This is a genomic window from Pacificispira sp. HM-600, assembly GCF_977993705.1.
The window spans coordinates 406,535-429,084 of sequence record NZ_OZ388079.1; the positions used below are offsets into that span (position 1 = coordinate 406,535).

General features: G+C 67.6%; 22 protein-coding genes and 2 tRNA genes. 12 read left to right on the top strand and 12 right to left on the bottom strand.

All coding sequences use genetic code 11. The features are described 5' to 3' along the window. Nucleotides 1-13: 13 nt before the first annotated feature. Together ACXZ1E_RS01900 and vapC are read left to right on the top strand one after the other, a co-directional pair. Nucleotides 14-214: a type II toxin-antitoxin system VapB family antitoxin gene (locus ACXZ1E_RS01900; protein ID WP_458041770.1), complete on the top strand. Its 201-nt coding sequence runs from the start codon at nucleotides 14-16 to the stop codon at nucleotides 212-214. Beyond that, nucleotides 211-615, top strand: coding sequence for a type II toxin-antitoxin system VapC family toxin (gene vapC, locus ACXZ1E_RS01905; RefSeq protein ID WP_458041771.1), 405 nt, complete (start codon nucleotides 211-213; stop codon nucleotides 613-615). Before ACXZ1E_RS01900 ends, vapC begins: the two co-directional genes overlap by 4 nt. 287 nt (nucleotides 616-902) lie before the next feature. Here vapC and ACXZ1E_RS01910 read toward each other — a convergent pair. Continuing rightward, nucleotides 903-975, bottom strand: a tRNA-Glu gene (locus ACXZ1E_RS01910). A gap of 162 nt (nucleotides 976-1,137) precedes the next feature. Here ACXZ1E_RS01910 and ACXZ1E_RS01915 point away from each other — a divergent pair. The 5 genes from ACXZ1E_RS01915 to ACXZ1E_RS01935 all read left to right on the top strand — a co-directional run bounded on the left by ACXZ1E_RS01915 (nucleotide 1,138) and on the right by ACXZ1E_RS01935 (nucleotide 5,473). Further along, a complete protein-coding gene (locus ACXZ1E_RS01915; protein ID WP_458040749.1) occupies nucleotides 1,138-2,361 on the top strand; it encodes an integrase catalytic domain-containing protein in 1,224 nt (407 codons plus the stop codon). Nucleotides 2,362-2,496: 135 nt separating this feature from the next. Next, nucleotides 2,497-3,135 carry an MBL fold metallo-hydrolase gene (locus ACXZ1E_RS01920; protein ID WP_458041772.1) on the top strand — a complete coding sequence of 213 codons (639 nt, stop codon included), beginning with the start codon at nucleotides 2,497-2,499 and terminating at the stop codon, nucleotides 3,133-3,135. An 8-nt stretch (nucleotides 3,136-3,143) separates the two neighbouring features. After that, on the top strand, nucleotides 3,144-3,272 hold the full coding sequence (locus ACXZ1E_RS01925) for a hypothetical protein (RefSeq protein ID WP_458041773.1): 129 nt from the start codon (nucleotides 3,144-3,146) through the stop codon (nucleotides 3,270-3,272). Between the two features lie 202 nt (nucleotides 3,273-3,474). Then, complete coding sequence (locus tag ACXZ1E_RS01930) at nucleotides 3,475-4,740, top strand: DUF222 domain-containing protein (RefSeq protein ID WP_458041774.1); 1,266 nt, start codon at nucleotides 3,475-3,477, stop codon at nucleotides 4,738-4,740. A gap of 79 nt (nucleotides 4,741-4,819) precedes the next feature. Beyond that, nucleotides 4,820-5,473, top strand: a complete 654-nt coding sequence (locus ACXZ1E_RS01935; RefSeq protein ID WP_458041775.1) for a TMEM175 family protein — start codon at nucleotides 4,820-4,822, stop codon at nucleotides 5,471-5,473. Between the two features lie 76 nt (nucleotides 5,474-5,549). Here ACXZ1E_RS01935 and ACXZ1E_RS01940 read toward each other — a convergent pair whose 3' ends face one another. From ACXZ1E_RS01940 to ACXZ1E_RS01965, 6 genes are all read right to left on the bottom strand, one after another. Then, the gene (locus ACXZ1E_RS01940) at nucleotides 5,550-7,616 is read right to left on the bottom strand and encodes a PTS fructose transporter subunit IIABC (protein WP_458041776.1); all 2,067 of its coding nucleotides are present in this window, start codon (nucleotides 7,614-7,616) and stop codon (nucleotides 5,550-5,552) included. A 38-nt stretch (nucleotides 7,617-7,654) separates the two neighbouring features. Continuing rightward, a complete protein-coding gene (locus ACXZ1E_RS01945) occupies nucleotides 7,655-8,614 on the bottom strand; it encodes a 1-phosphofructokinase family hexose kinase (RefSeq protein WP_458041777.1) in 960 nt (319 codons plus the stop codon). Continuing rightward, nucleotides 8,611-9,396: a DeoR/GlpR family DNA-binding transcription regulator gene (locus ACXZ1E_RS01950; RefSeq protein ID WP_458041778.1), complete on the bottom strand. Its 786-nt coding sequence runs from the start codon at nucleotides 9,394-9,396 to the stop codon at nucleotides 8,611-8,613. The genes ACXZ1E_RS01945 and ACXZ1E_RS01950 overlap by 4 nt, the downstream gene beginning before the upstream one ends. Before the next feature lie 257 nt (nucleotides 9,397-9,653). After that, nucleotides 9,654-10,481, bottom strand: a complete 828-nt coding sequence (locus ACXZ1E_RS01955; protein ID WP_458041779.1) for a hypothetical protein — start codon at nucleotides 10,479-10,481, stop codon at nucleotides 9,654-9,656. Nucleotides 10,482-10,580: 99 nt separating this feature from the next. Continuing rightward, on the bottom strand, nucleotides 10,581-11,249 hold the full coding sequence (locus tag ACXZ1E_RS01960; RefSeq protein ID WP_458041780.1) for a response regulator: 669 nt from the start codon (nucleotides 11,247-11,249) through the stop codon (nucleotides 10,581-10,583). After that, nucleotides 11,246-12,451 carry a sensor histidine kinase gene (locus ACXZ1E_RS01965; protein ID WP_458041781.1) on the bottom strand — a complete coding sequence of 402 codons (1,206 nt, stop codon included), beginning with the start codon at nucleotides 12,449-12,451 and terminating at the stop codon, nucleotides 11,246-11,248. Before ACXZ1E_RS01965 ends, ACXZ1E_RS01960 begins: the two co-directional genes overlap by 4 nt. 159 nt (nucleotides 12,452-12,610) lie before the next feature. On the opposite strand from ACXZ1E_RS01965, the gene ACXZ1E_RS01970 reads away from it, so the two are divergent. After that, nucleotides 12,611-13,306: an ABC transporter ATP-binding protein gene (locus tag ACXZ1E_RS01970; RefSeq protein ID WP_458041782.1), complete on the top strand. Its 696-nt coding sequence runs from the start codon at nucleotides 12,611-12,613 to the stop codon at nucleotides 13,304-13,306. Then, complete coding sequence (locus tag ACXZ1E_RS01975) at nucleotides 13,303-14,601, top strand: ABC transporter permease (protein WP_458041783.1); 1,299 nt, start codon at nucleotides 13,303-13,305, stop codon at nucleotides 14,599-14,601. The genes ACXZ1E_RS01970 and ACXZ1E_RS01975 overlap by 4 nt, the downstream gene beginning before the upstream one ends. 140 nt (nucleotides 14,602-14,741) lie before the next feature. Here the strand turns inward: ACXZ1E_RS01975 and ACXZ1E_RS01980 are convergent, their stop codons facing one another. Further along, nucleotides 14,742-15,515, bottom strand: coding sequence for a hypothetical protein (locus ACXZ1E_RS01980; protein WP_458041784.1), 774 nt, complete (start codon nucleotides 15,513-15,515; stop codon nucleotides 14,742-14,744). A gap of 384 nt (nucleotides 15,516-15,899) precedes the next feature. On the opposite strand from ACXZ1E_RS01980, the gene ACXZ1E_RS01985 reads away from it, so the two are divergent. After that, the gene (locus tag ACXZ1E_RS01985; protein WP_458041785.1) at nucleotides 15,900-17,933 is read left to right on the top strand and encodes a GmrSD restriction endonuclease domain-containing protein; all 2,034 of its coding nucleotides are present in this window, start codon (nucleotides 15,900-15,902) and stop codon (nucleotides 17,931-17,933) included. Between the two features lie 6 nt (nucleotides 17,934-17,939). Here the strand turns inward: ACXZ1E_RS01985 and ACXZ1E_RS01990 are convergent, their stop codons facing one another. Both ACXZ1E_RS01990 and ACXZ1E_RS01995 read right to left on the bottom strand, forming a co-directional pair. After that, complete coding sequence (locus ACXZ1E_RS01990; RefSeq protein WP_458041786.1) at nucleotides 17,940-18,098, bottom strand: hypothetical protein; 159 nt, start codon at nucleotides 18,096-18,098, stop codon at nucleotides 17,940-17,942. 108 nt (nucleotides 18,099-18,206) lie between these two features. After that, a complete protein-coding gene (locus ACXZ1E_RS01995) occupies nucleotides 18,207-18,374 on the bottom strand; it encodes a hypothetical protein (RefSeq protein WP_458041787.1) in 168 nt (55 codons plus the stop codon). A gap of 118 nt (nucleotides 18,375-18,492) precedes the next feature. On the opposite strand from ACXZ1E_RS01995, the gene ACXZ1E_RS02000 reads away from it, so the two are divergent. Further along, on the top strand, nucleotides 18,493-18,813 hold the full coding sequence (locus tag ACXZ1E_RS02000) for an ATP-binding cassette domain-containing protein (protein ID WP_458041788.1): 321 nt from the start codon (nucleotides 18,493-18,495) through the stop codon (nucleotides 18,811-18,813). A 350-nt stretch (nucleotides 18,814-19,163) separates the two neighbouring features. Here the strand turns inward: ACXZ1E_RS02000 and ACXZ1E_RS02005 are convergent, their stop codons facing one another. Beyond that, entirely contained in the window at nucleotides 19,164-21,680 is a 2,517-nt protein-coding gene (locus tag ACXZ1E_RS02005; RefSeq protein WP_458041789.1) for an MMPL family transporter, read from the bottom strand. A gap of 124 nt (nucleotides 21,681-21,804) precedes the next feature. On the opposite strand from ACXZ1E_RS02005, the gene ACXZ1E_RS02010 reads away from it, so the two are divergent. Further along, entirely contained in the window at nucleotides 21,805-22,392 is a 588-nt protein-coding gene (locus tag ACXZ1E_RS02010) for a TetR/AcrR family transcriptional regulator (RefSeq protein WP_458041790.1), read from the top strand. Nucleotides 22,393-22,450: 58 nt separating this feature from the next. On the opposite strand, the gene ACXZ1E_RS02015 is transcribed toward ACXZ1E_RS02010, so the two are convergent. Next, nucleotides 22,451-22,522: transfer RNA gene (locus ACXZ1E_RS02015), tRNA-Gln, on the bottom strand. Between the last annotated feature and the right edge of the window lie 28 nt (nucleotides 22,523-22,550).

Genomic DNA, 22,550 nt, shown 5'->3' on the forward strand with positions numbered 1-22,550 from the left:
TAAGGAGGCGCACATGGCCACGAATCTCGCAATCGACCCAGAACTTCTCGACCACGCATTCCAGATCAGCGGGGAGAAATCGAAGAAGGCCGCGGTTACGCTTGCGCTCGAAGAGTTCATCGCTCGCCGCGAGCAGGCGCGAATTCTGGAACTCATCGGCGGCCTGGAGTGGGATGACTCGTTCGACTACAAGGCCGAACGCTCGCGCGAATGAGCCTGCTGGTCGACACGAGCGTCTGGTCGCTTGCGCTCCGACGCGATCGTCCGGCGGCGAGTACAGAGGTCGACGAACTCGTGCGCGCGCTCGGCGGTGACGACATCGTCGTGACGACAGGGCTCATCCTTCAGGAACTACTCCAGGGCGTCGTTCCCGCGCGCGGACGGACGCAAATACTCGAGCGATTCGCAGCAATGCCTCTGGTGGAGCCCGACCGGGACGACTACGTCGCGGCCGCCGACCTTCGAAACACCTGCCGCGCGGGTGGTGTGCAGATCGGAACCGTCGACGCGCTGATCGCGCAGCTTGCCATCCGGCACGGGCACATGCTCTTGACCGCCGATCGTGACTTCCTGCATGCGGCACCACTTGTCGGGCTGCGGGTGTGGCACCGCTGACGGTTGACCGCGCGTGGAAACACCGGGGCTCGGAACACCGCGCTTCAAGAAACACCGCGCTTCAAGAAACACCGCGCTTCAAGAAACGAGGTGACGCGGAGCGCTCATGGAGCGCCCCGCTGGGACTCGGAACGCCGGGCGGGATTCGCCCCCACCGCTCCTCCACACGCCGCGATGCGGCGCGCGGAGCCTCTGCCGCGTGGGCCCACCCGCGGGTGACGGGGCCTCGTCCCGATGGGGACGGAAACGAAAAAATCCCCCGGGAATCCGGGGGATTTTGTCGTTTGTGACCCCAGCGGGATTCGAACCCGCGTTACCGCCGTGAGAGGGCGGCGTACTAGGCCGCTATACGATGGGGCCTCACAAGACAACCTGACAAGTATGCCACGCCACGACGGAGGCGACAAATCAGCGACGTGCCTCAGTTTCTTTGAGCGCGTGGGGTGTGTTGGTGCCTCACATACTTTGAGCGCGAAGCTTGCCTGTGTGGAAGGCAAGATTGAGATGGCCGCGAGGCGACAGGTGACGAACAAACTCCGTGACGCGTACCGGAAAGCATCGAAGCACGACAAGGCCCGGATCCTTGACGAGGTGATGAGCACGACGGGGATGGGCCGATCAACGGCGCGGCGGATGCTGACGGGGCCGGTGCTGCCGGATCCGGCGAAGCAGGTCGATAGACGCCAGTTGCGGGCCAAGACGTATAGCGATGATTCGAGGCGGCTGCTGGAGCATGTGTGGGCGCTGATGGGCATGCCGTGCGGGAAGTACCTCGTGGTGATGCTGGAGCTGTGGATGCCGCTGCTGCACGCTGCCGGCGACCTCGACAAGCCATTCGTGACACCGCAGACGATCGTCGAGCTTCAGACAATGAGTCCGGCAACGATCGACCGGTATCTGAGCCCGGCACGTCGGGCGATGCAGTTGCGGGGGATCTCTACGACGATCCCGTCACCGCTGCTGCGCAACTCGATCGGGTTGTCGAAGGTCGGGGATGCCCCGGTCACGGCACCCGGGGTGATCGAGGCGGACACCGTCGCGCATTGCGGACCCACGTTCGTCGGCGAGTTCGCACGCACGTTGACGATGACCGACATCGCCACCGGGTGGACCGAGAACGCCTCGATCCGCAACAACGCGGCCAAGTGGATCGTCGGCGCTGTCGGCGATCTGCAGAACATGTTCCCATTCGAGCTGCGCGTGTTCGACTCGGACAACGGATCGGAGTTCATCAACCATGATGTCGCGGACTGGCTCCAAGCCCGTGACATCGCCCAGACCCGGTCCCGCCCTTACAAGAAAAACGACCAAGCGACCGTCGAGTCGAAGAACAACCACGTCGTCCGCAAACACGCGTTCCATTGGCGCTACGACACCCCGGACGAGCTCGCGCTGCTGAACGAGCTCTGGCGGCTCGTCTCACTACGGTTGAATTTCTTCACCCCGACGAAGAAGCCCACCGCATACGCCACCGCGGCCAGCGGGCGCCGCACACGCCTCTACGACGCACCGAAGACACCCTGGCAGCGAGTGCGCGATTCTGGGGTCCTCACCGCCGAGCAAGCCGACGTCGTTCAGGCCCGGATCACCGGGATCAACCCCGCCGATCTGACCCGCCGGATCAACCAGATCCAGCTCCAACTCATCGAGCTATCACAAGCCAAAACCGAAGCCATGACCACCAGCCGACACCTCGACATGACATCCTTAGAAACGTCGATCCGTCGACTCCAAACAACCAAATGAACCGCAAGCCTCGCGCTCACCATACGTGAGGCACCGCATCACCCTTCGCGCTCACTTCTAGATGAGGCACCTCGATCAGCGCGCGCCACGCCGCGACGCTTGCTCGAGGGCTCGAAAAAGCGGTTGACTCAGAGCATGCGCCTGACCAAGAACGAACACGCTGCCCTCCTGCTCGAAGAAGCCGGGCACTCCCTCATCATCGATCCGGGCGTCCTCAGCACCCCCTTCCCCGACCTCACCGGCGTCGTCGCCGTCGTGCTCACCCACGAACACCCCGACCACTGGACGCCCGAACAACTCGACCGCATCCGCAAAGCTTCCCCCGGCGTGCCCATATACGGACCCGAAGGCGTCGCCACCGCAGCCGCGGGCTACGACATCACCGTCGTCGGCCCCGGCGACACCGTCGACATCGAACCCTTCACCCTCCGCTTCTTCGGCGGCGCACACGAGATCATCCACAGCTCCATCCCCCAGATCCAGAACGTCGGCGTGCTCGTCAACGACGTCTTCTACTACCCGGGCGACTCCTACGCCGTACCCGAAGGCGTCGACGTCAAGGTGCTCGCCGCACCCCTCGGCGCACCCTGGCTCAAGATCTCCGACGCCATCGACTTCGTCCTCGCCGTCGCACCCCGGCGCGCCTTCGGCACCCACGACATGACCCTCTCGGTCGTCGGCCGCGACATGCACCGTGCCCGCCTCCAGTGGGCCGCAACCGAAACCGGCGGCGAATTCCTCGCGATCGAACCCGGCGAATCGATCGATATCTAGGACACCGGATGCTTCGCCTCGCACGCATCGGCCAGACCCTCGCCGTCTCGCGCATCGACGAGCCCGCGGATGTCAAGGGCCCCGCGGTACGCGCCCGGGCGACCGACGACTACGTCATCGTCACACCTCCGGGCTGACCCCGACCATCCGCGAACCTCCACCTCTGTCATCAACGAAGCCTGAAAACGGGACATCCGTGAGGTCTCCTGCACGGGATGCGGGTGGCCTGGAGCGCGGGCTGCTCAGATGAGAGAAGTCTCATCGCTGCGGCCACAAACTCGCGTCAATCCAGGCCTTTTCGGGAATCGGATGTCGGAGCCGATCCGTAGAATATCGAACATGCATTCGATTCTGAGTGAGATCGACCTCGAGGCTCGCACCCTCGCGGACGAGTACGAAGAAGCGTCTGCGGTAGTCGCGCGAGCGCAGGCCGCGCAAGCGCGCGTGCTGGTTCGCACAGCTGACCTAGGCAAGCGTCGTGTTGCCGCGCTCACCTCGCCGTCCTCACGCGAAGCAGAACTCCCGTATCGCGCTCTCGCCGCCGAGCTGGGCGCCGCCGCGAAGGTCTCTGACCGGACCGTGCAGAATCGGATGAATGAGGCCGCGGTCTTGAACGAGTCCTTCCCCGCCACCTTCGAAGCGTGGGGTGAAGGCCGCATCAGCACCGGACATGTAGCGGTCATCATGGAACACGGACTGACGCTTCCGGAACCGGCACGCTCGGAGTTCGAATCAGAGGCTGTGGTTCGCGCGGAGTCGACGACACCCGGGCGGCTCGGGTCCTCGCTCGCACGGTTGGCGGAGTCATTGCAACCGCGGACTATTGCGGAGCGTCATCAGCAAGCTCGCGCGTCGCGGGGTGCCTATGTGCGGGACATCGGGGATGGGATGGCCGAGTTCAGTACCGTGCAACCCGCGGTTCTGGCACACGGTATGCATGACCGGATCACGCAGCAGGCCAAGGCGATCAAAACCGCGGACCCGACCGATGCCAGAACGCTCGATCAGATCCGGGCCGACCTCATCGCGGACATGCTTTTGACCACCGCACCCGACGCGCAGACCGGCGCGGGCATGTCCGACGGGTTCGGTGGCCTAGGTGCGATTCAGGCAATCGTGAACATCACCGTGCCCGCTCTCGCGTTGGCCGGAGTCACGGATGAACCTGCACAGCTGGTTGGCAGGTGCCCGATTGACGCCGAAACTGCCCGCCAGCTCGCGCGCCACGCACCGGGGTGGGATCGGGTGCTTGCTGATCCGATCACCGGATGCGTGCTCGCCGTCGACCGGTACACACCCTCAGCGGACATGAAGCGATTCCTCCGGGCTCGGGATCAGCATTGCCGGTTCCCCGGGTGTCGGCAGCCGGCCCATCGATGCGACCGAGACCACACCCTCGATTACGCCCTTGGCGGTGTCACGGATGTGTGCAACCTGGCATGCCTATGCAAACGGCACCACACGTTAAAGGGCGAAACCGCCTGGACGGTCCGCCAACTGGGCGGCGGGGTGCTGGAGTGGACGTCACCGGGTGGTCACGTCTACATCGACAAGCCACCACCCGCAGTCCACTTCACGCCAAACACGGATCCCCCTCCGTTTTAGCGTGTCCGCTCACCGAGTCGCCCGGCCACTGAGCCTGTCGTCGTGACTCACCGAGGCCTCAGCCGACAGAATGTGGGGCATGGAGTCCCCCGCTGAATCGCACCAGGCACGCTTGCGCAGTCGCGGCGTCGAACGCCTCGTCACCTTCACCGACGCGGTCGTCGCGATCGCCATCACCCTGATCGTGCTGCCACTGGTCGACGCGGCGCAGCAAGCCCGATCCGACAACGCCGTGACGTTCTTCACCGACAACGTGCTGGGTCTGTTCGCCGCGGCCCTCAGCTTCGCGCTGATCGCCTCATTCTGGAAGATGCACCACCACGTCTACATCGACGTCGTGGCCTCGACCCCGTCGCTCATCAACGCCAACCTGCTCTGGGTCGCCGGCATCGCGTTCCTGCCCCTCCCGACCGTGCTCGTGGTCGAGGCGGCGGGCACCACGGCGGTCGGCTCGGGTGTGTACATCGCCACCATCCTCGCGACCGTCGTCGCAATCCGCCTGCAGAAGACGATCATCGTGCGTCGCGGGCTGCGCGGACCGGATGTCCCAGCCCCTCGAACCTCATGGACCGACTGGCTGACAGTCCCCCTCGGTGTGCTGGCGCTCGTCATCGCGGTGATCTTCCCCGCCACGAGCCTGTACCCGCTGCTGCTGCTCATGCTCGCGCAACCCATCAGCGCACTCGTGCACCGGGGCGAAAGAGACCGCAGCGCGCCCTCGCAGAACACCTGAGCCGGCTCACCGCCACGCAGGCGGATGGCTCCCCCCGAAGAGTTTCGAGGAGAGCCATCCGTTCTGCGAGCAATGCCTAGGCGGAGACGGGAACCGCGCCCGCTGACGAAAGCGAACCGACCGGCTCGCGTTTACGGACCCACTTCTTCAGCCCGACCACCGCGAAGCCGGCGACGAGCACACCCGCGACAAGGGCGATCAAGAAGCCCCAGATCGGGTTGATCGCGAAGAACACGAAGATGCCACCGTGCGGGGCGAGAGACGAAACACCGAATGCCATGCTGAGCGCACCGGTGACCGCGCCACCGAGCATCGAAGCCGGGATGACGCGCAGCGGGTCGACCGCGGCGAACGGGATCGCGCCCTCCGAGATGAAGGCGGCACCGAGCAGCCAGGCCGCCTTACCGTTCTCACGCTCGACCTGCGTGAACGAGTTACGGGCGAGGATGGTCGAGGCCAGGGCCATCGCGAGCGGCGGAACCATTCCGGCACACATGACCGCAGCCATGATGAGGTACGGCGCCGAGTAGATGTCGCTCGTCGATGCCGCGGCAAGGCCCGCCGTCGCGAACGTGTACGCCACCTTGTTGACGGGGCCACCGAGGTCGAAGCTCATCATCAGCCCGAGGATGATTCCCAGCCCGATCGCCGAGGCACCCGTGAGGCTGTTCAGCCAGTCCGACAGCCAGATGACGAGCTGGGCGATCGGGCGACCGAGCAGCAAGACCATCAGACCCGAGGCGAAGATCGACCCGACCAGCGGGATGATCACGACGGGCATCAGGCCACGCAACCAACGCGGGGCGGGAAGCCGACCGATCCACCACGCGATGAAGCCGGCGAGCACGCCACCGACCATGCCACCGATGAAGCCGGCGCCCATCAGACCCGCGACGGCACCGGCGACGAAACCGGGTGCGATACCCGGCCGGTCCGCGATCGCGAAGGCGATGAAGCCCGCGAGCACCGGCACCAAGAAGCCCATCGAGGTGGCACCGATCATGAAGGCGACCGAGCCGAGGTACTGACCGAGTCCACCCTCGGGCAGATCCACGATCGAGTTGTCGATGATCACGGTCGACGCGAAGTCGGTCACCTGGTACCCGGCGAGCAAGAAGCCGAGCGCGATCAGCAGACCGCCACCCGCGACGAACGGAATCATGTAGCTGACACCCGTGAGCAGCCAGCGCTTGATGCGCGCCCCGACCGACTCGTTGGCGGTATTGGTGCTCGCCGCCGCGGCCGACCCGTCTGCGTTGGAGCCCGCTACGCGGTCGGCAGTGGGATCGGATGCCGCGGCCACAGCCTCGGCGACGAGCGCGTCTGCGTGGTCGATGCCGCGCTTGACCGTCGTGCGGATGACCGGCTTGCCGGCGAACCGCTGCGGCTCACGCACGTCGACATCCACCGCGAAGATCACGGCGTCGGCGGCGGCGATGATCGCGGGATCGATGGCCTTGTAGCCGCTCGAGCCCTGCGGCTCGACGATCACGTCGACATCCGCCTTGACCCCGGCAGCCGCGAGGGCATCGGCGGCCATGTAGGTGTGGGCGATGCCGGTGGCGCAGGCCGTGACCGCGACGATGTGCGGGCGGGAACCATGCTCGGGCGTGACCGGAGCGACGACCGCGGGCTCGGCGATCGGGGCGGCGTCCGTGGCGAGCGGCGCGCCAGCCGGGGCCGCCGCATCCTCTTCGCCGATCGCGACTCGCACGATCGAGACGACCTCGGCGTCGGTCTTCGCGGCGCGCAGGGCGGAGGTGAAATCGTCCTGCATGAGGTTGCGGGCAAGCTTCGACAGCACCGCGAGGTGCGCCTCAGCGGCGTCCGCGGGCGCGGCGATGAGGAAGACGAGGTCGGCAGGTCCGTCCTCGGCACCGAAGTCGACACCCGGCGTCAGACGCGCGAAGGCGAGCGAGGGAACGGTGACGGCCGCGGTCTTGGCGTGCGGGATCGCGATGCCGCCGGGCAGTCCGGTCTCGTCCGTCTCTTCGCGCGCCCAGGCCGCGTCGAAGAGCGCCGAGGCGTCGGTTGCGCGGCCCTGCGCGGCGACGCGTTCGGCAAGCGCACGGATGACCGCGGCTTTGTCGGTGCCGAGATCGACGTCAAGACTGACGAGCTCGGTGGTGATGGTGTCTGACACTGCGATGACCTCCTGTGGTCGGTGGTGCTGTGGGTACGTCAGGGTTTGAGAGGAAAAACGTCGATGGGTCCCGTGGGAAGGTCTGCGGGTGTGGGGGCTTGAGAGCCGGGCAGGGATGCCGCGGCTGATCCGTACTGGATGGCTCGACGCAACCGCCCCGCAGCGTCGAGCCCGTCGACATCGCCCAGCAGGAACCCGGCGAGCGAGCTGTCGCCCGCGCCGACCGTGCTGACGAGCGTTATCGGCGGCGGGGTTCCGACCCAGGCTCCGTCCGCGTCGATCAGCACAGCGCCATCGCCACCCAGCGTGACCAGAGCTGCGCCGACCCGCTCGGGCACGAACGCCTGCGCCAGCGCGATGACACGGTGGACGAGATCGGATGAGTCGGCTCTGGTCTCGAGCGCCACCACGGCGAGCTCGGCGAGTTCGTCCTCATTCGGCTTGATCAGGTCGGGGCGGCCCCGCTCGACGACCGCCGCGAGAGCAGCGCCGGACGTGTCGACGGCGATGCGCGGAGCAGCCGCACCCCACCGCTCGCGCACGGCGTCGATGACGTGGACATAGAAGTCATCCGAGACACCCGGCGGGAGTGAGCCCGCGAGCACGAGCCACTCGGCGCCCTCGCTGGCGGCGGCGACGGTCTGAATCATCTGCGCCGCCTCGGCGGGCGAGAGTGCGGCGCCGGGCAGGTTGATCTTCGTGGTCACGCCGGTCGGGTCGGTCAGGGTGAGGTTGACGCGTGTGTGCCCCGCGACGGGCACCACATAGGCGCAGGCTCCGGTGGCCGCCAAGAGAGCCGCATACGGATCGTCGGAAGCGAGCGGCAGAACGGCCAGCACCTCGTGGCCAGCACCCCGGATGGCACGGGCGACATTCATGCCCTTGCCCCCGGCATCCTCGCGTCCCGGCGCGCCGGGCTGGACCTCGCCCGGTCGGAGCGCGGCGTCGAGAGCGACAGAGCGGTCGAGCGCCGGGTGGGCGGTCAGGGTGACGATCACGGCAGCCACACCTCCGCGCCCGCAACCGCGAGGGCATCGGCGAGGTCGCCGGGCAGCGGGGCATCCGTCACGACCACGTCGATATCTTCGAGTCGGGCAAACCTCACGAGGTACTCCTGTCCTGCCTTGCTCGAGTCGGCGAGCACGATCACCCGGCGCGCCGATTCGACGATGGCCTGCTTGACCGCAGCTTCTTCGGGGTCGGGAGTACTCAGGCCAAATGGAGCGGCGAGCCCGTTGGTGCCGATGATCGCGACATCGGGACGCAGCGACTCGATCGCGCGAACCGTCGACGAACCGACCGCGGCCGCGGTCAGCCCGCGGACGCGTCCCCCGATGACCGAGAGGGCGAGGTCGCCGCGCGCACCGAGTTCGGCGGCGATGGGAACGGAGTGCGTGACGACCTCGGCCGTCGCACCGACGGCGCGGAGGTGCTCGGGCAGGGCCCGGGCGAAAGCCGCTGTCGTGGTGCCGGCGTCGACGAACACAGAGCCGCGGAAGCCGGCCGGGATCGCGGCGAGCGCGCGTGTGGCGATGTCCGCTTTCTCGACGCCGCGCTGCAAGCCGCGCTCGGCGACGGCGATCTCGACCGTGCTTGTGCGGTCTAGCGATACCGCTCCCCCGTGCACACGGCGAAGGGCACCGGCGCGTTCGAGGGCGTCGAGATCACGACGCACGGTCTCGGTCGTGACGTCGAAGGTCCGGGCGAGGTCGACGACGGAAACGCGGCCCTCCGATGAGAGCTGGCGCTCAATCGCGGTCTGGCGCTCCGTTGCGTACATGCGAGTCGACCCCCGTTGGTTTCGCCGCGGCCAAGCTGCCGCATTGTTCCCACACATTACAACTCAAAACAACATAAAACAAGAGTATTCCTCATCGGGATCTCCGTCGGCCGCCTGGACAACACTCCGGCCGTATGTTGCCCGCGGTGCCGCTGGCGACGTGAATCGGGCCCGGCGCGGCGATCTATCCGGAGTGCTGTCCACGGGAGGCGCCCGAAGACCCGACGAATCCACGCGCGGGTTCGTCCGCGACAGACCTACGAAAACTCGGACTCGGCGTCGGCCAGAACGACGCGAACCTCGACACTGTCGCCGAGGAGCGTGAAGCGCACCGCGGTGCCATCGCCGGCGTCGGGAAAACGCTCCGCGATGTCGCCAGGCACGGGCGAGCCGGGGTACACCATCATGTCGGCGACCGGATCGAGTCCCCGCGGCACGCAGCTGAGCGCGCGAACGTCTTGCGGGCCGTCGGACACGAGAACGCACCGCACCGGAGCATCCGCGAGTGTGCCCCACACCCGCAGGCCCGCGAAGTCCTCGAACCGCTCGAAGTCCTCCATATCGGCACCGATCTGACGCAGGAAGAGGCGGTAGTCGGTGGTGAGCTGCTCATCGGCGTAAGCGGGATCGACACGGAGCGAAGCATCGGGTCGATCGGTGAACAGCCCGGGCACGATCCCGACAACGATCCCGACAACGAGCGCGACGGCTGCGATCGCGATGGCACGCGGGTTGCGCGACCACCGAGCGAGGCGTCCTGCCCCAGAGCGGGGCGAGGCAGGGGTACCGGAGACGGCCCGTCCAGAAGCTGAAGCAGTCCCGGTCGCAGCGGCCGAAGCATCCGAACTCCGCACGTCGACGGGGAGCGAACCCGGCTTCCCCGCGACGAGTGGTGACGCCGGGGCTCTGCGACGCATCCCCTCAAGTTCGCGCAAGCGCGCCAGCGCCGTCGGGTCCGACTCGATGTCGGCATCGGGACCGTATGCCCGCAGCCGCAATTCCCGCAGCTCATCGGCACCTCGCGTGAGGTCGGCATCGCGCTCGTCGAGTTCGGCATCGTTGTCGCTCGGCGCCTGGGGCGTCATGTCTCCATTATCGGCGCGCCGATGTCGAGTGGGCCCGCTGCGCCCGAACTCTCCCCGCCCGGACGCGTGCCGCCCCGAGCCATCCCGGACGGCGTGCGGTCACGTCCCCGGCGTCAGCAGGCCGCTCTCGTACGCGAGGATGACGAGCTGCGCCCGATCGTGGGCGTACAGCTTCGTCATGATGCGGTTGACGTGGCTCTTCGCCGTGTGGGGCGAGATGAACAACTCATCGGCGATGTCCTGGTTGGACCGGCCGCGCGCCACGAGCAACAGCACCTCGCGCTCGCGCTCGGTCAGGTGGGCGAACTCGGGCGGCACCAGCCCGACGGCCGGTGCGCGAGTCGGGAGCACGTAGCGCGTGATCAGGCTGCGCGTTGCCGCGGGCGAGAGCAGAGCATCGCCGGCATGGATCGCACGCACCGCGCGTACGATCTCGTCGGGCTCCGCACCCTTGCCGATGAATCCGCTCGCTCCGGCCCGCAGGGCCGCGACCAGGTACTCGTCCTCTTCGAACGTCGTCAGGATCAGCACGCGCGTCTCCGCGAGCGCCGGGTGGGAGCAGATCGCCTCGGTCGCCGCGATCCCATCGACCTGAGGCATCCGAATATCCATCAACACCACGTCGGGTCGTAGCTCGGCCGATCTCGCGATGGCCACGGCGCCGTCGGCCGCCTCCCCCACGACCGTGATGTCTTCGGCGTTTTCGAGCAGGTCGCGCACCGCCGAACGGATGAGCGACTGGTCGTCCACGACCAGAACCATTGTCATGTTGCGCTGTCCTCTGGACGTCTCGCGAGGGGCAGGCTTGCCGAGAGTCGGTACCCACCGGGTGTCGCGCCCGCCTGGACCGAACCGCGGACCGCCGCGACCCGCTCGCGCAGACCGGTGAGCCCGTGCCCGACTCGTGCGTCGGATTCCCGGGGCTCGTCATCGCGGATGGGGTTCGTCACGACGACCACCAACACCTCGGGGCCCACCTCGAGCAGAACGTGCGCGCGGCGTAGGGCGCCGTGCTTGTGCGCATTGGTGAGCCCTTCCTGCACGACGCGGTACGCGATGCGCTGGAGCGGGGCGGGCACGACCGTCAGGTCGCCCTCTCGCCGCACCCCCACATCGAGGCCGGTCTGCTGAAAACGCTCGACCAGGTCGTCCAGGCGCTCGAGTCCCGGCTGCGGGGGACGAACGGATGCCTCGTCCTCGCCGCCTTCGTCGGCGCGCAGCATCTCGAGCAGATCGCCGATCTCGGCCAGCACGCTACGCGATGCGGTGCGGATGTTCGCGAGCGCCTCGCGCGTCTTCTCGGGACGTGTCTCGAGCGACGTCGACGCCACGCCCGCATTCAGGCTGATGACCGAGATCTGATGCGCGACGGCATCGTGCAGGTCACGGGCAATGCGCAAGCGCTCTTCGGTGATCTGACGCTGCGCCTCGGCCTCGCGCGTCTTCTCGGCGCGCCGAGCCCGCTCCGTCATCTCGCTGATGTACTCGCGCCGCGAGCGTGTCGCGTCACCCGCCGCCGCCGCGAATGCCATCACGAAGGCGAACTGGAAGGTACGGGGGTCGAAGACGTCTCCGATCGCGGCGAGCGCGCTCAGCAGAACGATGCCGGGGACGGCCGCCGCCATCGTGATGAGCGCCCGTCGCCGGGTCGAACGGTTCGCGACGCCGAACATGGCGATAGCTGCGGCGAGCACGACCCCCGGGGCGACGGTACCGAGCAGCGCCGCGATGCCGTAGCACCCCAGGCATGCCACGAGGACGGCCAGCGGCCAGCGCCGCCGCAGCGGCAGCAGGACGGCCGGCAGCAGTGCGATCACCACGACGAGGGGACTGTGCGGACGAAACTCGTGAGCCGGAAATGGCACGACCGCAGCCACCACGACGAACGCCGCCGCGATGAGATCACCGACCCACGCGGGCAGGCGGCGATGCGGGATCGCCCACGGCCCGTCGTATTCCCCGTCCCTCATCACACCAGTGTGGCGCGCGCACGGGCCGCACGCGTCGTCCCCTCGTGGCAGGGGCCATACCGCGAACGCAGTAGCTGGATGCATCCGCTCGCAGGACGCGCCGCCGACCGTGGCCGGCGACTCTGGGGAGATGACTTCATACACCCGAAAGGCACACACATGACCGCCCCGCTGATTTCGGTCACCGACGTCCACAAGTCTTACGGACGCGGCGCCAACCGCTTCGATGCCCTCTGCGGTGTCAGCCTCGACATTCGCGCCGGCGAAAGCGTCGCGATCGTCGGCAAGAGCGGGTCGGGCAAATCGACCCTCATGCACCTGCTCGCTCTCCTCGACCAGCCGACAAGCGGACGCATCGACCTCGAGGGCACCGATACCCGCTCCCTGCGGGGGCGGACCCTCAACCGCACCCGCAACCGCACGTTCGGATTCGTGTTTCAGCAGTTCTTCCTGACGTCCGGCACGACCGTGCTCGATAACGTCATGCTGCCGATGAAGATCGCCGGGGTCGGCCGTCGCGAGCGCAAACGCCGCGGCATGGCCACCCTCGCGCAGCTCGAACTCGACGAAAAGGCCCGCAACAAGGCCCTCGACCTGTCGGGCGGACAGAAGCAGCGCACCGTCATCGCGCGCGCTCTCGTCAACGACCCGCGTGTCATCTTCGCCGACGAACCGACCGGAAACCTCGACACCGCTACCGGCGCGGTCGTCGAAGACATCCTCTTCGGACTCAACCGTGAGCACGGCATCACGCTGATCATCGTGACGCACGACGAAGACCTGGCGGCGCGATGTGACCGCCGCATCCTGATCCGAGACGGCCTGATCGTCGCGGACGAGGCGGTGGCGGCATGAAGACCTCAGACCTCATCACCACCGCCGTCTCGCAGACCTTCCGCTCGAAGGTTCGGACAACCCTCACGATCCTCGCGATCTTCGTCGGAGCGTTCACCCTCGTGCTCACCAACGGGCTCGGCACCGGCATCAACCGGTACATCGACGACACCGTCAGCTCGATCGGCGCGACGGATGTCATGACGGTCACGCAGCCCTCTGGCGCGGGTGTGGCCGCCGGCGGCGGACCGATCGAATACAACCCCGACGCGATCGCGGCGGGCCCCACCGCCGCGCCCGGCAGCACCGTCGTCGCCCTCGACCAAACAGACCTCGACGCGCTGGCCGCGATCGATGGGGTCCTTCGTGTCGAGCCGACGATCTCGGTGAACGCCGACTACGTGCAGTTCGAGGACGGCACGCCGTACGTAACGGGCGTCGGTCGCCTGGTGGCGGGCCAAACCATCCAGTTGGCCACCGGCTCGGAACCAGACGACTCCTCCAACGCGCCCGAGGTCACCCTCCCCCTCTCGCTGGTCGAACCCCTGGGATTCGACGATGCGGAGTCGGCGATCGGGCAGACCGTGACGTTCGGGATCACGGATGCCGAACGCCAGCCGCATACGGTCGAGGCGACCGTAACCGGCGTGGCCGAGCAGGCGTTCGCGGGTCCGACGACGACGGTCACGCCCAACCAGGCGCTCACGGACGCTCTCGTCGAGCTCCAGAACATCGGGGTACCCGCCGCCGAGCAGGAGCGGTTCGCACAAGCCAGCATCTGGTTCGACCCGGACGCCACGACCGAAGAGATCGACGCGCTGAAGGAGCGGCTCGAGGTTGAGGGATACACCGGCACAACCGTTGCCGATCAGCTCGGCACGTTCTCCGCCATCATCGCCGGAATCGTGCTCGTGCTGAACGCCTTCGCCATCATCGCGCTGCTCGCCGCGAGCTTCGGCATCGTCAATACGCTCTACATGTCGGTGCAGGAGCGCACGCGCGAGATCGGGCTGATGAAGGCCATGGGCATGGGCTCGGGCCGCGTATTCAGCCTGTTCAGCCTCGAGGCCGCGTTCCTGGGCTTCCTGGGTAGCGCGATCGGGGCCGCGGTTGCGATCCTCGTCGGCACGGCGCTCAGCTCGGCGCTCGCAGACACGTTGCTGGCCGACCTGCCGGGCCTCACGCTCCTGGCGTTCGACCCGATCTCGATCGCGACGGTCATCCTGATCGTCATGGGAATCGCGTTCCTCGCCGGAACCCTGCCCGCGGCCCGGGCCGCAAACGCCGACCCGGTCGAGTCGCTGCGCTACGAGTAACGGGGGCGGGCGTTTCGACTCGCTGAGCTCGCTCAACGACCGAGGGTTGCGTGGCCCCGGTCGTTGAGCGAGGCCGCACAAACCCCCGGTCGTTGAGCGAGGCCGCAGGCCGAGACGAAACGCCCGCGGATGCGCGGGGCTCAGGCCTCGCTCATCGCCACCTTCTCGGCCTGACCCTTGGCGGCGTAGAACGCGGCACGCGCTGCGAGGCGGCGGGTCTGCTCGGCCTGGCCTGCGTCGAGCTCGTCCTGCGGAACCTCGAAGCTCGGAACGTGAGCCACACCGTTGTACTTCTCGATGTAGGCGTCGAGCTCGGGGCCCGACGTCCACGACGTGATCAGGCAGTAGCGCGGCTCGGTACCCGGGTGGGTCGCGGCGTGCCAGAGGCGCTGCGTGTCGACGATCAGCTGGGCACCTGCGGGGAGGGCGATACGCACCTCACCCTCGGGGTCGGTGCGGTTGTCGCGCAGCACGAAGTAGCTCGTCTTGTCGTCGGTGAGGTTGAAGAATCCGCGAACGACCCAGCCCGTGCCATCCGGGTTCAGACGGTTGTTGTCGTCCTGGTGCAGGTTGTAGAGGCAGTCGGCGTAGGTGTTCGGCTGCAGTTCGATCACGCGGCAGCGGCCGACGTTCGCGCCCGGCTCCATGGCGCGACGCGTGAGGTTGGGCGCCTTCTCGATCTGCGAGTCGATCCAGACGCCGTCCTTGTCGGTGCGCGGCGGCTTGTGGTTCCAGAAGCCGTTGCACTCGATGTCACCGAAAGCGCTGGCGAGCGGCGCGAAGCGCGTGTCGCCCGAGGACTTCCAGTCGTTGTACTCGATGTCGAGCCATTCCTTCGGGTCGAGCTCCTGGTTGTAGGAGTCGAGCACGACATAGCCGGTCTCTTCGAGCGCGGCGGATTTGATGTAACCCATGAGGTGACATGCCTTTCGTCAGAGGGCCAGCACGTTTTAACAGGCCCAACTTAGGTAAGCCTACCTCCGCGCCCTTTTCGCGCCCCTGACCCCCGCCGTGAATAACCCCGCCCCGGATCCACTCCCGGATCCGCTCCGCTGTCGCACATCGACCTTCCGCACGCGTCGCACGGTCGATGTGTGACAGCCGAGCGGCTCGCCCGACGCAAAGTGTCGCCTCGGGCATCCGTCAGCCGACACATTGCGTCAGGTGAGCGGGCCCAGGGCCGCGAGGGGCACGGGGCGGCGAGTGGGCGAGGGCGCGCGAAGGACGGATGCCTAGACTGGAGCCCGCGCGGGGCGACCCCGGCGATTCCGACGTATTGCGAGGGGCTGAGCGACACCATGGGCAGTGCCACCAACGTCGACGCCGTCGCGGTCAACACGGTCGCCTGGCTCTCGGCACCCGAGACCGCGATCGTCGTCCCCGTCTATCAGCGCCAGTACCGCTGGGACATCGGCGGGTGCGAACAGTTGCTCGGCGACATCCGTGCGGTCGCAGACCTCGACGACCGCAACATGCACTTCATTGGGTCGATCCTCTCGACCGTGAGCGCGGACACGGATGCCTCGACCGCCCCCGGTGAGCTCGTGCTGATCGATGGGCAACAGCGCATCACCACGCTCATGCTGCTCGTCGCGGCCCTCCACCACACCGTGCAGGACGACGACCCCGAGCTCGCCGCCGAACTAGAACGGGTGCTCGTGCGGGCAGACGACCCCGATCACACGAAGCTCCGCCCGCACCGGGCGTGGGCCCGCGTGTTCGAGAGCGTCGTGCTCGACCGGCGAGGCGAGCAGCGCGAGCCAGAAGACGCCTACCGCGAGTCGAGATTCGACGACAACTACGCGTTCTTCCGCAGCCAGGTCCGGCTGGACGAAGTGCCCCGCATCTGGCGTGGGCTGCAGAAGCTCGAGCATGTCGCGATCACGCTCGGGTCGGGCGCGAACGCCCAGCAGATCTTCGAGAGCCTGAACTCCACGGGCGAGCCCCTGCGCGACCACGAGCTGATCCACAACTACGTGCTGATGGGCCTCTCGCACGCCGAGCAGAGTGAGATAGAAGACGCCTACTGGGTGCCGATCGAGCGCAACACGGGCGAGGCGATCGCGAGTTTCTGGCGCCACTTCCTCGTCATGACGACCGGCCGCGAAGTCGCCGTAGCGGGCGAACGCAGCGTCTACGACGCCTTCCGTCAGCGCTTCCCGCGCCTCGATCTCGACACGCTGCGAGCGAATGCGGCCGAGTGGCGCGACTACTCCGACATCTACCGCATCCTGCTCGATCCGTCGCAGGAGCCGGACGCCGAAATCAGCCGCCAACTGGGCTATGTCAACACCTTCGGCCGCGCCATATATCCGCTGGTCATGCGCGCCTACCGCGACTATGCGCTCGGGGTGATCGAACGTGCCGAACTGATCGCGACGCTCGAGAACATCCAGTCGCTCCTGCTGCGCCGCACGGTCTCTGGCTTGTCGAACGACCGGCTGGTCGCCCGCCTCTGCCGCGCTCGAGAGGACGGACCGGATGCGTTGGTCCGGGCGATCGCGCGGATCATGCCGTCGAACGAGCGCGTCCGCGTCGAGCTCAAGTACGGCGCTCTCCCCCACGCCGCCTACGTACTGGGGCGCCTCGCGGGTGTCGAGAGCCACGACGGACTGGAGCTCGAGCACGTCTTCCCCCTCGCGCCCGCCGACACCTGGACGGGCGACGGCGAACGCACCTGGGCCGACTACAGCGAAGACGAGCAGAACAGTCACCGCGCCCTCGCCCCGACCCTCGGCAACCTCACGCTCGTCGAGACGCCGCTCGCCGAGCGCGGGTTCGACGCATCCTTCCCCGAGAAGCGGGACGCGCTGTATCCGCAGAGCCGGGTGACTCTCACGACCGCGATCATGGGAACGGATGCCTGGGGCACCGCAGCGATCACCGCGCGTACCGCAGCACTGACCGAGGCGTTCGTCGAGATCTGGGCGCGGCCGCAGGTCATCGCGATCGACGACGACGGGCTGACGCCGATCCTCGATGCCGTGCGCCGACGCGGCTGGCCACGCGGGTGGGAGCGCGAATTCGAGTACGTCGAGTACCGCGGCGAGCACTGGGAGGTCTACGACATCAAGTACCTCTTCAACCGCATTTTCAAGCGCCTCTGGGCCGACGGCCGCGAGCACGTCGTCGCCTTCAGCGCCCGCCGCGGTGGGCCGCTCTACCCCGAACAGGCCTGGAACGGACAGTGGGATGCGCTCGACGAGTCGACGTTCCTGTACATGGGGTGGGACTCGAGGTACATGCTGACCGCCGTGCAGGGCGTGCTCGACGAAGCCGGCATCGCGTCGGAGGTCTTCGTCAAGTACTCCTACACCGGCGCCGCGATGTAGCGAGAGTCACGCGTCGGGCTCTCCACCGTCGGCCGGCGAGGGGTGTCCCTCGCCGGGCAGTGGTTCGGCGGCCTGTGACGCAGGTCCGGGCTCACCGCCCTCGGCCTGGCTGGGCTTACCGATCGGACCGTCGATCTTGTCGTCCTTGTCGTCCTGAGAGTTCATGTGCTCATCTTCGCCCTGGGTGTGGGCTCACGCGAGGGGGTTGACGGCGCTGTTATCGCGAGTAGCAGCTCGTCGGCCTACCTCGCCCGTTGCGCGCCCGCTCGCGGGTCACGCGTTCGCGAGCGGACGCGACACGCCGTGTAGTTCGATGCCGCGCGGCATGTCGGGACCGTTCGTGAAGGCGTGACCGGCCGCGGCTCGTGTGGCAAACTTGCTGCCGCGCTCCTGCGGCACTCCGGCCGCGTGTGAGAGGGAGCGAATCGAAGGATGGGTCATGGCGGGCTTCGGTTCCGGCGTACATCGCTGACCGACTCGCGCACCCTCTTGCGTCTCTCGTGTCAGCACCCCCTGACACAAACCGGAGATTCGCATGCCCGCTTTTCGTCCTTCTGTCGTGCTTCACGACCTCACTTTTGCCTGGCCGGACGGCTCCCCTGCCCTCGATCATGTCGCGGGCGCCTTCGACCGCGGCCGCACGGGCCTGATCGGCCTGAACGGTGTCGGCAAGTCGACCCTGCTGCGCGCCATCGCGGGTGACCTCACCCCGACGAGCGGCAGCGTGACGACGAACCGTGTCGTCGACTACCTGGCGCAGAACGTGACGCTCCGTCCGCACAACACCGTCGCCGACCTGCTGGGCGTGCGAGACATCCTCGGCCATTCGCGCGATCGAGGACGGCACGATCGAACAAGACCTGTTCGATCTGGTCGGTGACGACTGGGATGTCGAGGCTCGGTCGGTCGCCGCGCTCGTCGGTGTATCTCTGCGCCGCGCCGACATAGCGCTGCTCGACGAACCCACCAACAACCTCGACACGGACGCACGCGAGCGGGCCTACGAGTTGGTGCGCGGATGGCGCGGCACCCTCATCGTCGTCAGCCACGACGTCGCGCTGCTCGAGCTCATGGACAGCACCGCTGAGCTCCGCGCCGGTTCTCTGTCGGTCTACGGCGGGCCCTACAGCGCGTACCGCGAACAGCTCGCGTCGGAGCAAGAAGCAGCGCAGCGCGCGCTGCGCTCGGCGGAGCAGACCCTCAAGGCCGAGAAGTCGCAGGGCAGCGTGCTCAGCGACCGGCGACGCCCGCGTGATGCACCGGATGCCTGCGCTCGAGAGCCGAGCCCTCCACATCCACGTTCGGCACGATGCGATCGAGCCAGCGCGGCAACCACCAGGCCGACCGGCCGAGCAGGTGCATGAGCGCGGGCATCAGCAGCATCCTCACGACGAACGCGTCGAACAGCACACCGAGGGCCAGGCCGAGACCCATTGACTTGATGATGACCGACTCGGAGGTGATGAAGCCCGAGAACACCGCGACCATGATCAGCGCGGCGGCCGTCACGACGGTGCGCCCGGCCCGGAAACCCTGCGCCACCGCGAGTCGCGCCGGGGCTCCGTGCGCCCACGCCTCGCGCATGCCCGATGCGAGGAAGAGTTGGTAGTCCATCGCGAGGCCGAAGAGAATGCCGACGAGGATCACGGGCAGGAAGCTCAGGATCGGCCCGGGGTTGTGCACCCCGAGCAGCTCGCCGAGCCAGCCCCACTGGAACACCGCGGTGACGGCCCCGTATGTCGCGAACAGCGATAGGACGAACCCTGCGGTCGCGATGAGCGGCACGAGCAGCGATCGGAACACCATCATCATGATGAGGAACGACAGCCCGACCACGACCACCAGGTAGAGCGGCAGCACATCAGCGAGCCCCTCCGAGATGTCGATGTTGATGGCCGCCTGGCCCGCGACGCCGAGGGTGATGTCGCCGTCGACCGGTGGCAGGTCGCGCAGGTCTCGCACGAGCGCCTCGGTCGAGGTGCTGTTCGGCCCCTCGGACGGCACCAGCTGGAACGCGGCGAGACGATTGTCGTCCGAGATGGCGACCGGGGCCACCGAGACCACATCGTCCTGCGCCGCGAGTTCGCGGGCGACGCTCAGCTGGGCGTCGAGCGCGCCGTCATCGTCGAGGCCCGCCCGAAGCGCCGCCGTAACGAGCAGCGGGCCGTTGGCTCCGGCACCGAACGCCTCGTCCGTCAGGGTGAAGGCGCGGTACGCGGAAGAATCCGCCGCCTCCGACCCGCCATCAGGCAGGCCCAGACGCATCGACAGGGCGGGGATCGCCACGACCAGCAGCGCCACGGTTGCCACAACGACGGTCAGCACGGCACGCAGAGTCGACATGGGACGGACGGATGCGTTCGGTCGGGCGGCGGCATCCGAACCCGCCGCGCGCGCACGCGCGATCGCTCGCCGACTCAGGATGCGGTACTTGGCCAGCCCGAGCAGCGCGGGCGTGAGCGACACAGCGATCAGCACCGCGACGGCGACACTGACCGCGCCCGCGGTGCCCATCACCCCGAGGAACGGAACGCCGGTGATGTTGAGCGCCAGGAGCGCGACGATGACCGTCGCCCCCGCGAAGACGACCGCGTTGCCGGCGGTGCCGTTGGCGAGGCCGATCGACTCGTGCACGTCCGCTCCCGCGAGCAGCTGCCGTCGGTGCCGATAGATGATGAAGAGCGAGTAGTCGATTCCGACGGCGAGACCGAGCATCACACCGAGGATCGAGGTCACGGATGCCATCTGCACGACGCCCGAGAAGGCGAGCGTCGCCATCGCACCGATCGCGACGCCCACGACTGCGGTGACGATCGGGAACGCGGCCGCGAGGAGCGAACCGAGCACGACGACGAGGACGATCGCGGCGACGGCCACGCCGACAGCCTCACCCACCCCGAGGATCTCGGGAACGCCCTGTGAGATATCGGTCGAGAACGCCACCTCGACGCCCTCGATCGAGTCGGACTCGAAGTGCTCGACAACGGCGTCTTTCGAACTCTGCGCGAGTTCGAGTCGCGGCTCCGAGAACTGCACGTTGACCAGCGCCGTTGCGCCATCTTCCGAGACGACGCGGATGCCGTCGGCAAACGAGAGCAGCTCGGCGCCGCGTTCGATCTTGGTCTCGTTCGCGTCGATCGTGGTCAGGCCATCCGTCAGCTGTTGGCGCTGATCGTCGAGAGCCGCCTGCTGTGCGTCGAGTGCGGTCTGCTGCGCTTCCAGTGCGGTGGCCGGCAGTCCCCGCGCGTCGAGTCGAGCCTTCGCGGCGTCGAGCTGCGCCTGCCCCGCGTCGAGCTGCGCCTGCCCCGCGTCGAGCTGGGCCTGGCCCGCCTCGGCCTGGGCGCGGGCGTCCGCGATCTGGTCGCGCCCTTCCTCGAGCTGCTGCTTCTGGTCCGCGATCTGTTGCTCGGTCGCGAACGGATCGATCACGTCCGAGACGTCGGGCAGGTCGCGCGCCGACTTCGCCAGCGCCGCGATGTCTGCGCGCTGCTCGTCGCTCAGCGCCGAGCCATCCTCGGTGTGGAACACCACGATTCCGGACGCCCCACTGAAATCAGGAAGCTGCTCCTGCAACTCGTCGACGACGTCGCCGGAAGCCGTGCCGGGGATGTCGAAGCTCGAACTGAGTCCAGCGAAGCCGAGCGCGAACCCACCGCCCGCGAGGCCGAGGATGACCAGCCACCCGACGATGACGGTCCACGCGCGGCGCGCCGCGAACGATCCCAGACGATGCAGCAGTTCAGCCACGACTCTCCCTCGTATCCGTGAAGAGGCGCCTCCGAACGAGGAGGCTGGCTCCACGTCGATCAGCTTGGATAAGATAACACGCACCGTCTCGTCTGATCTGTCCGTTCATCGAAGGGTCACCGTCATGACGCTCCCCCGCAGCGGGCCCGTGCGCAGCGAGGCCGCGCGACAAGCGATCCTCGACGCTGCGACCCTGCTTCTGGCCGAGCGAGGCTATGACCATCTGACGATGGAGGGCATCGCCGCCACCGCGGGCGTCGGCAAGCAGACCATCTACCGCTGGTGGCCGTCGAAGGGCGCCGTGATCGCGGAGTGCCTGCTCGAGGGCAAGCTACTCGCGGGCCAGCTCCAATTGCCGGATACCGGAGACATCCGCCGCGACCTGACCGTGTGGTTGAACGAGATCTTCACGCTCCTTGAGACTCCTCAGGGTGAGTGCATCCTGCGCTCGCTGATTGCGGCGGCGGCAGAGTACGCCGAAGTGGGACGCCGCCTACGCGACAGCCTGTCGGGATCCGAGTCCGTCTCGGGGCGCCTCTTGCGCTCCATCGGCACGATGCCGAACCTGCCCGAGGGTGCGCCGGTCGAGCAGCTCGCCGAGGCGCTGATCGGCGCCGTGCTGCTCCGCGCGCTCAGCCGCGAGCCCATCCAGCCGGGCGACGCGGAGCGCTTGCTCGACGCGGTGCTCGGCTCGGAGCGAACACGTCCCTGACCTTCGGCCGGCATCGGCGTGCAACACGAAAGACCCCCGAAATCGAGAGACTTACTTGCTGGGGTACCTGGACTCGAACCAAGAACAACGGAACCAGAAACCGCCGTGTTGCCAATTACACCATACCCCACCGGTCACGATCGAAACCGTGCCGACGA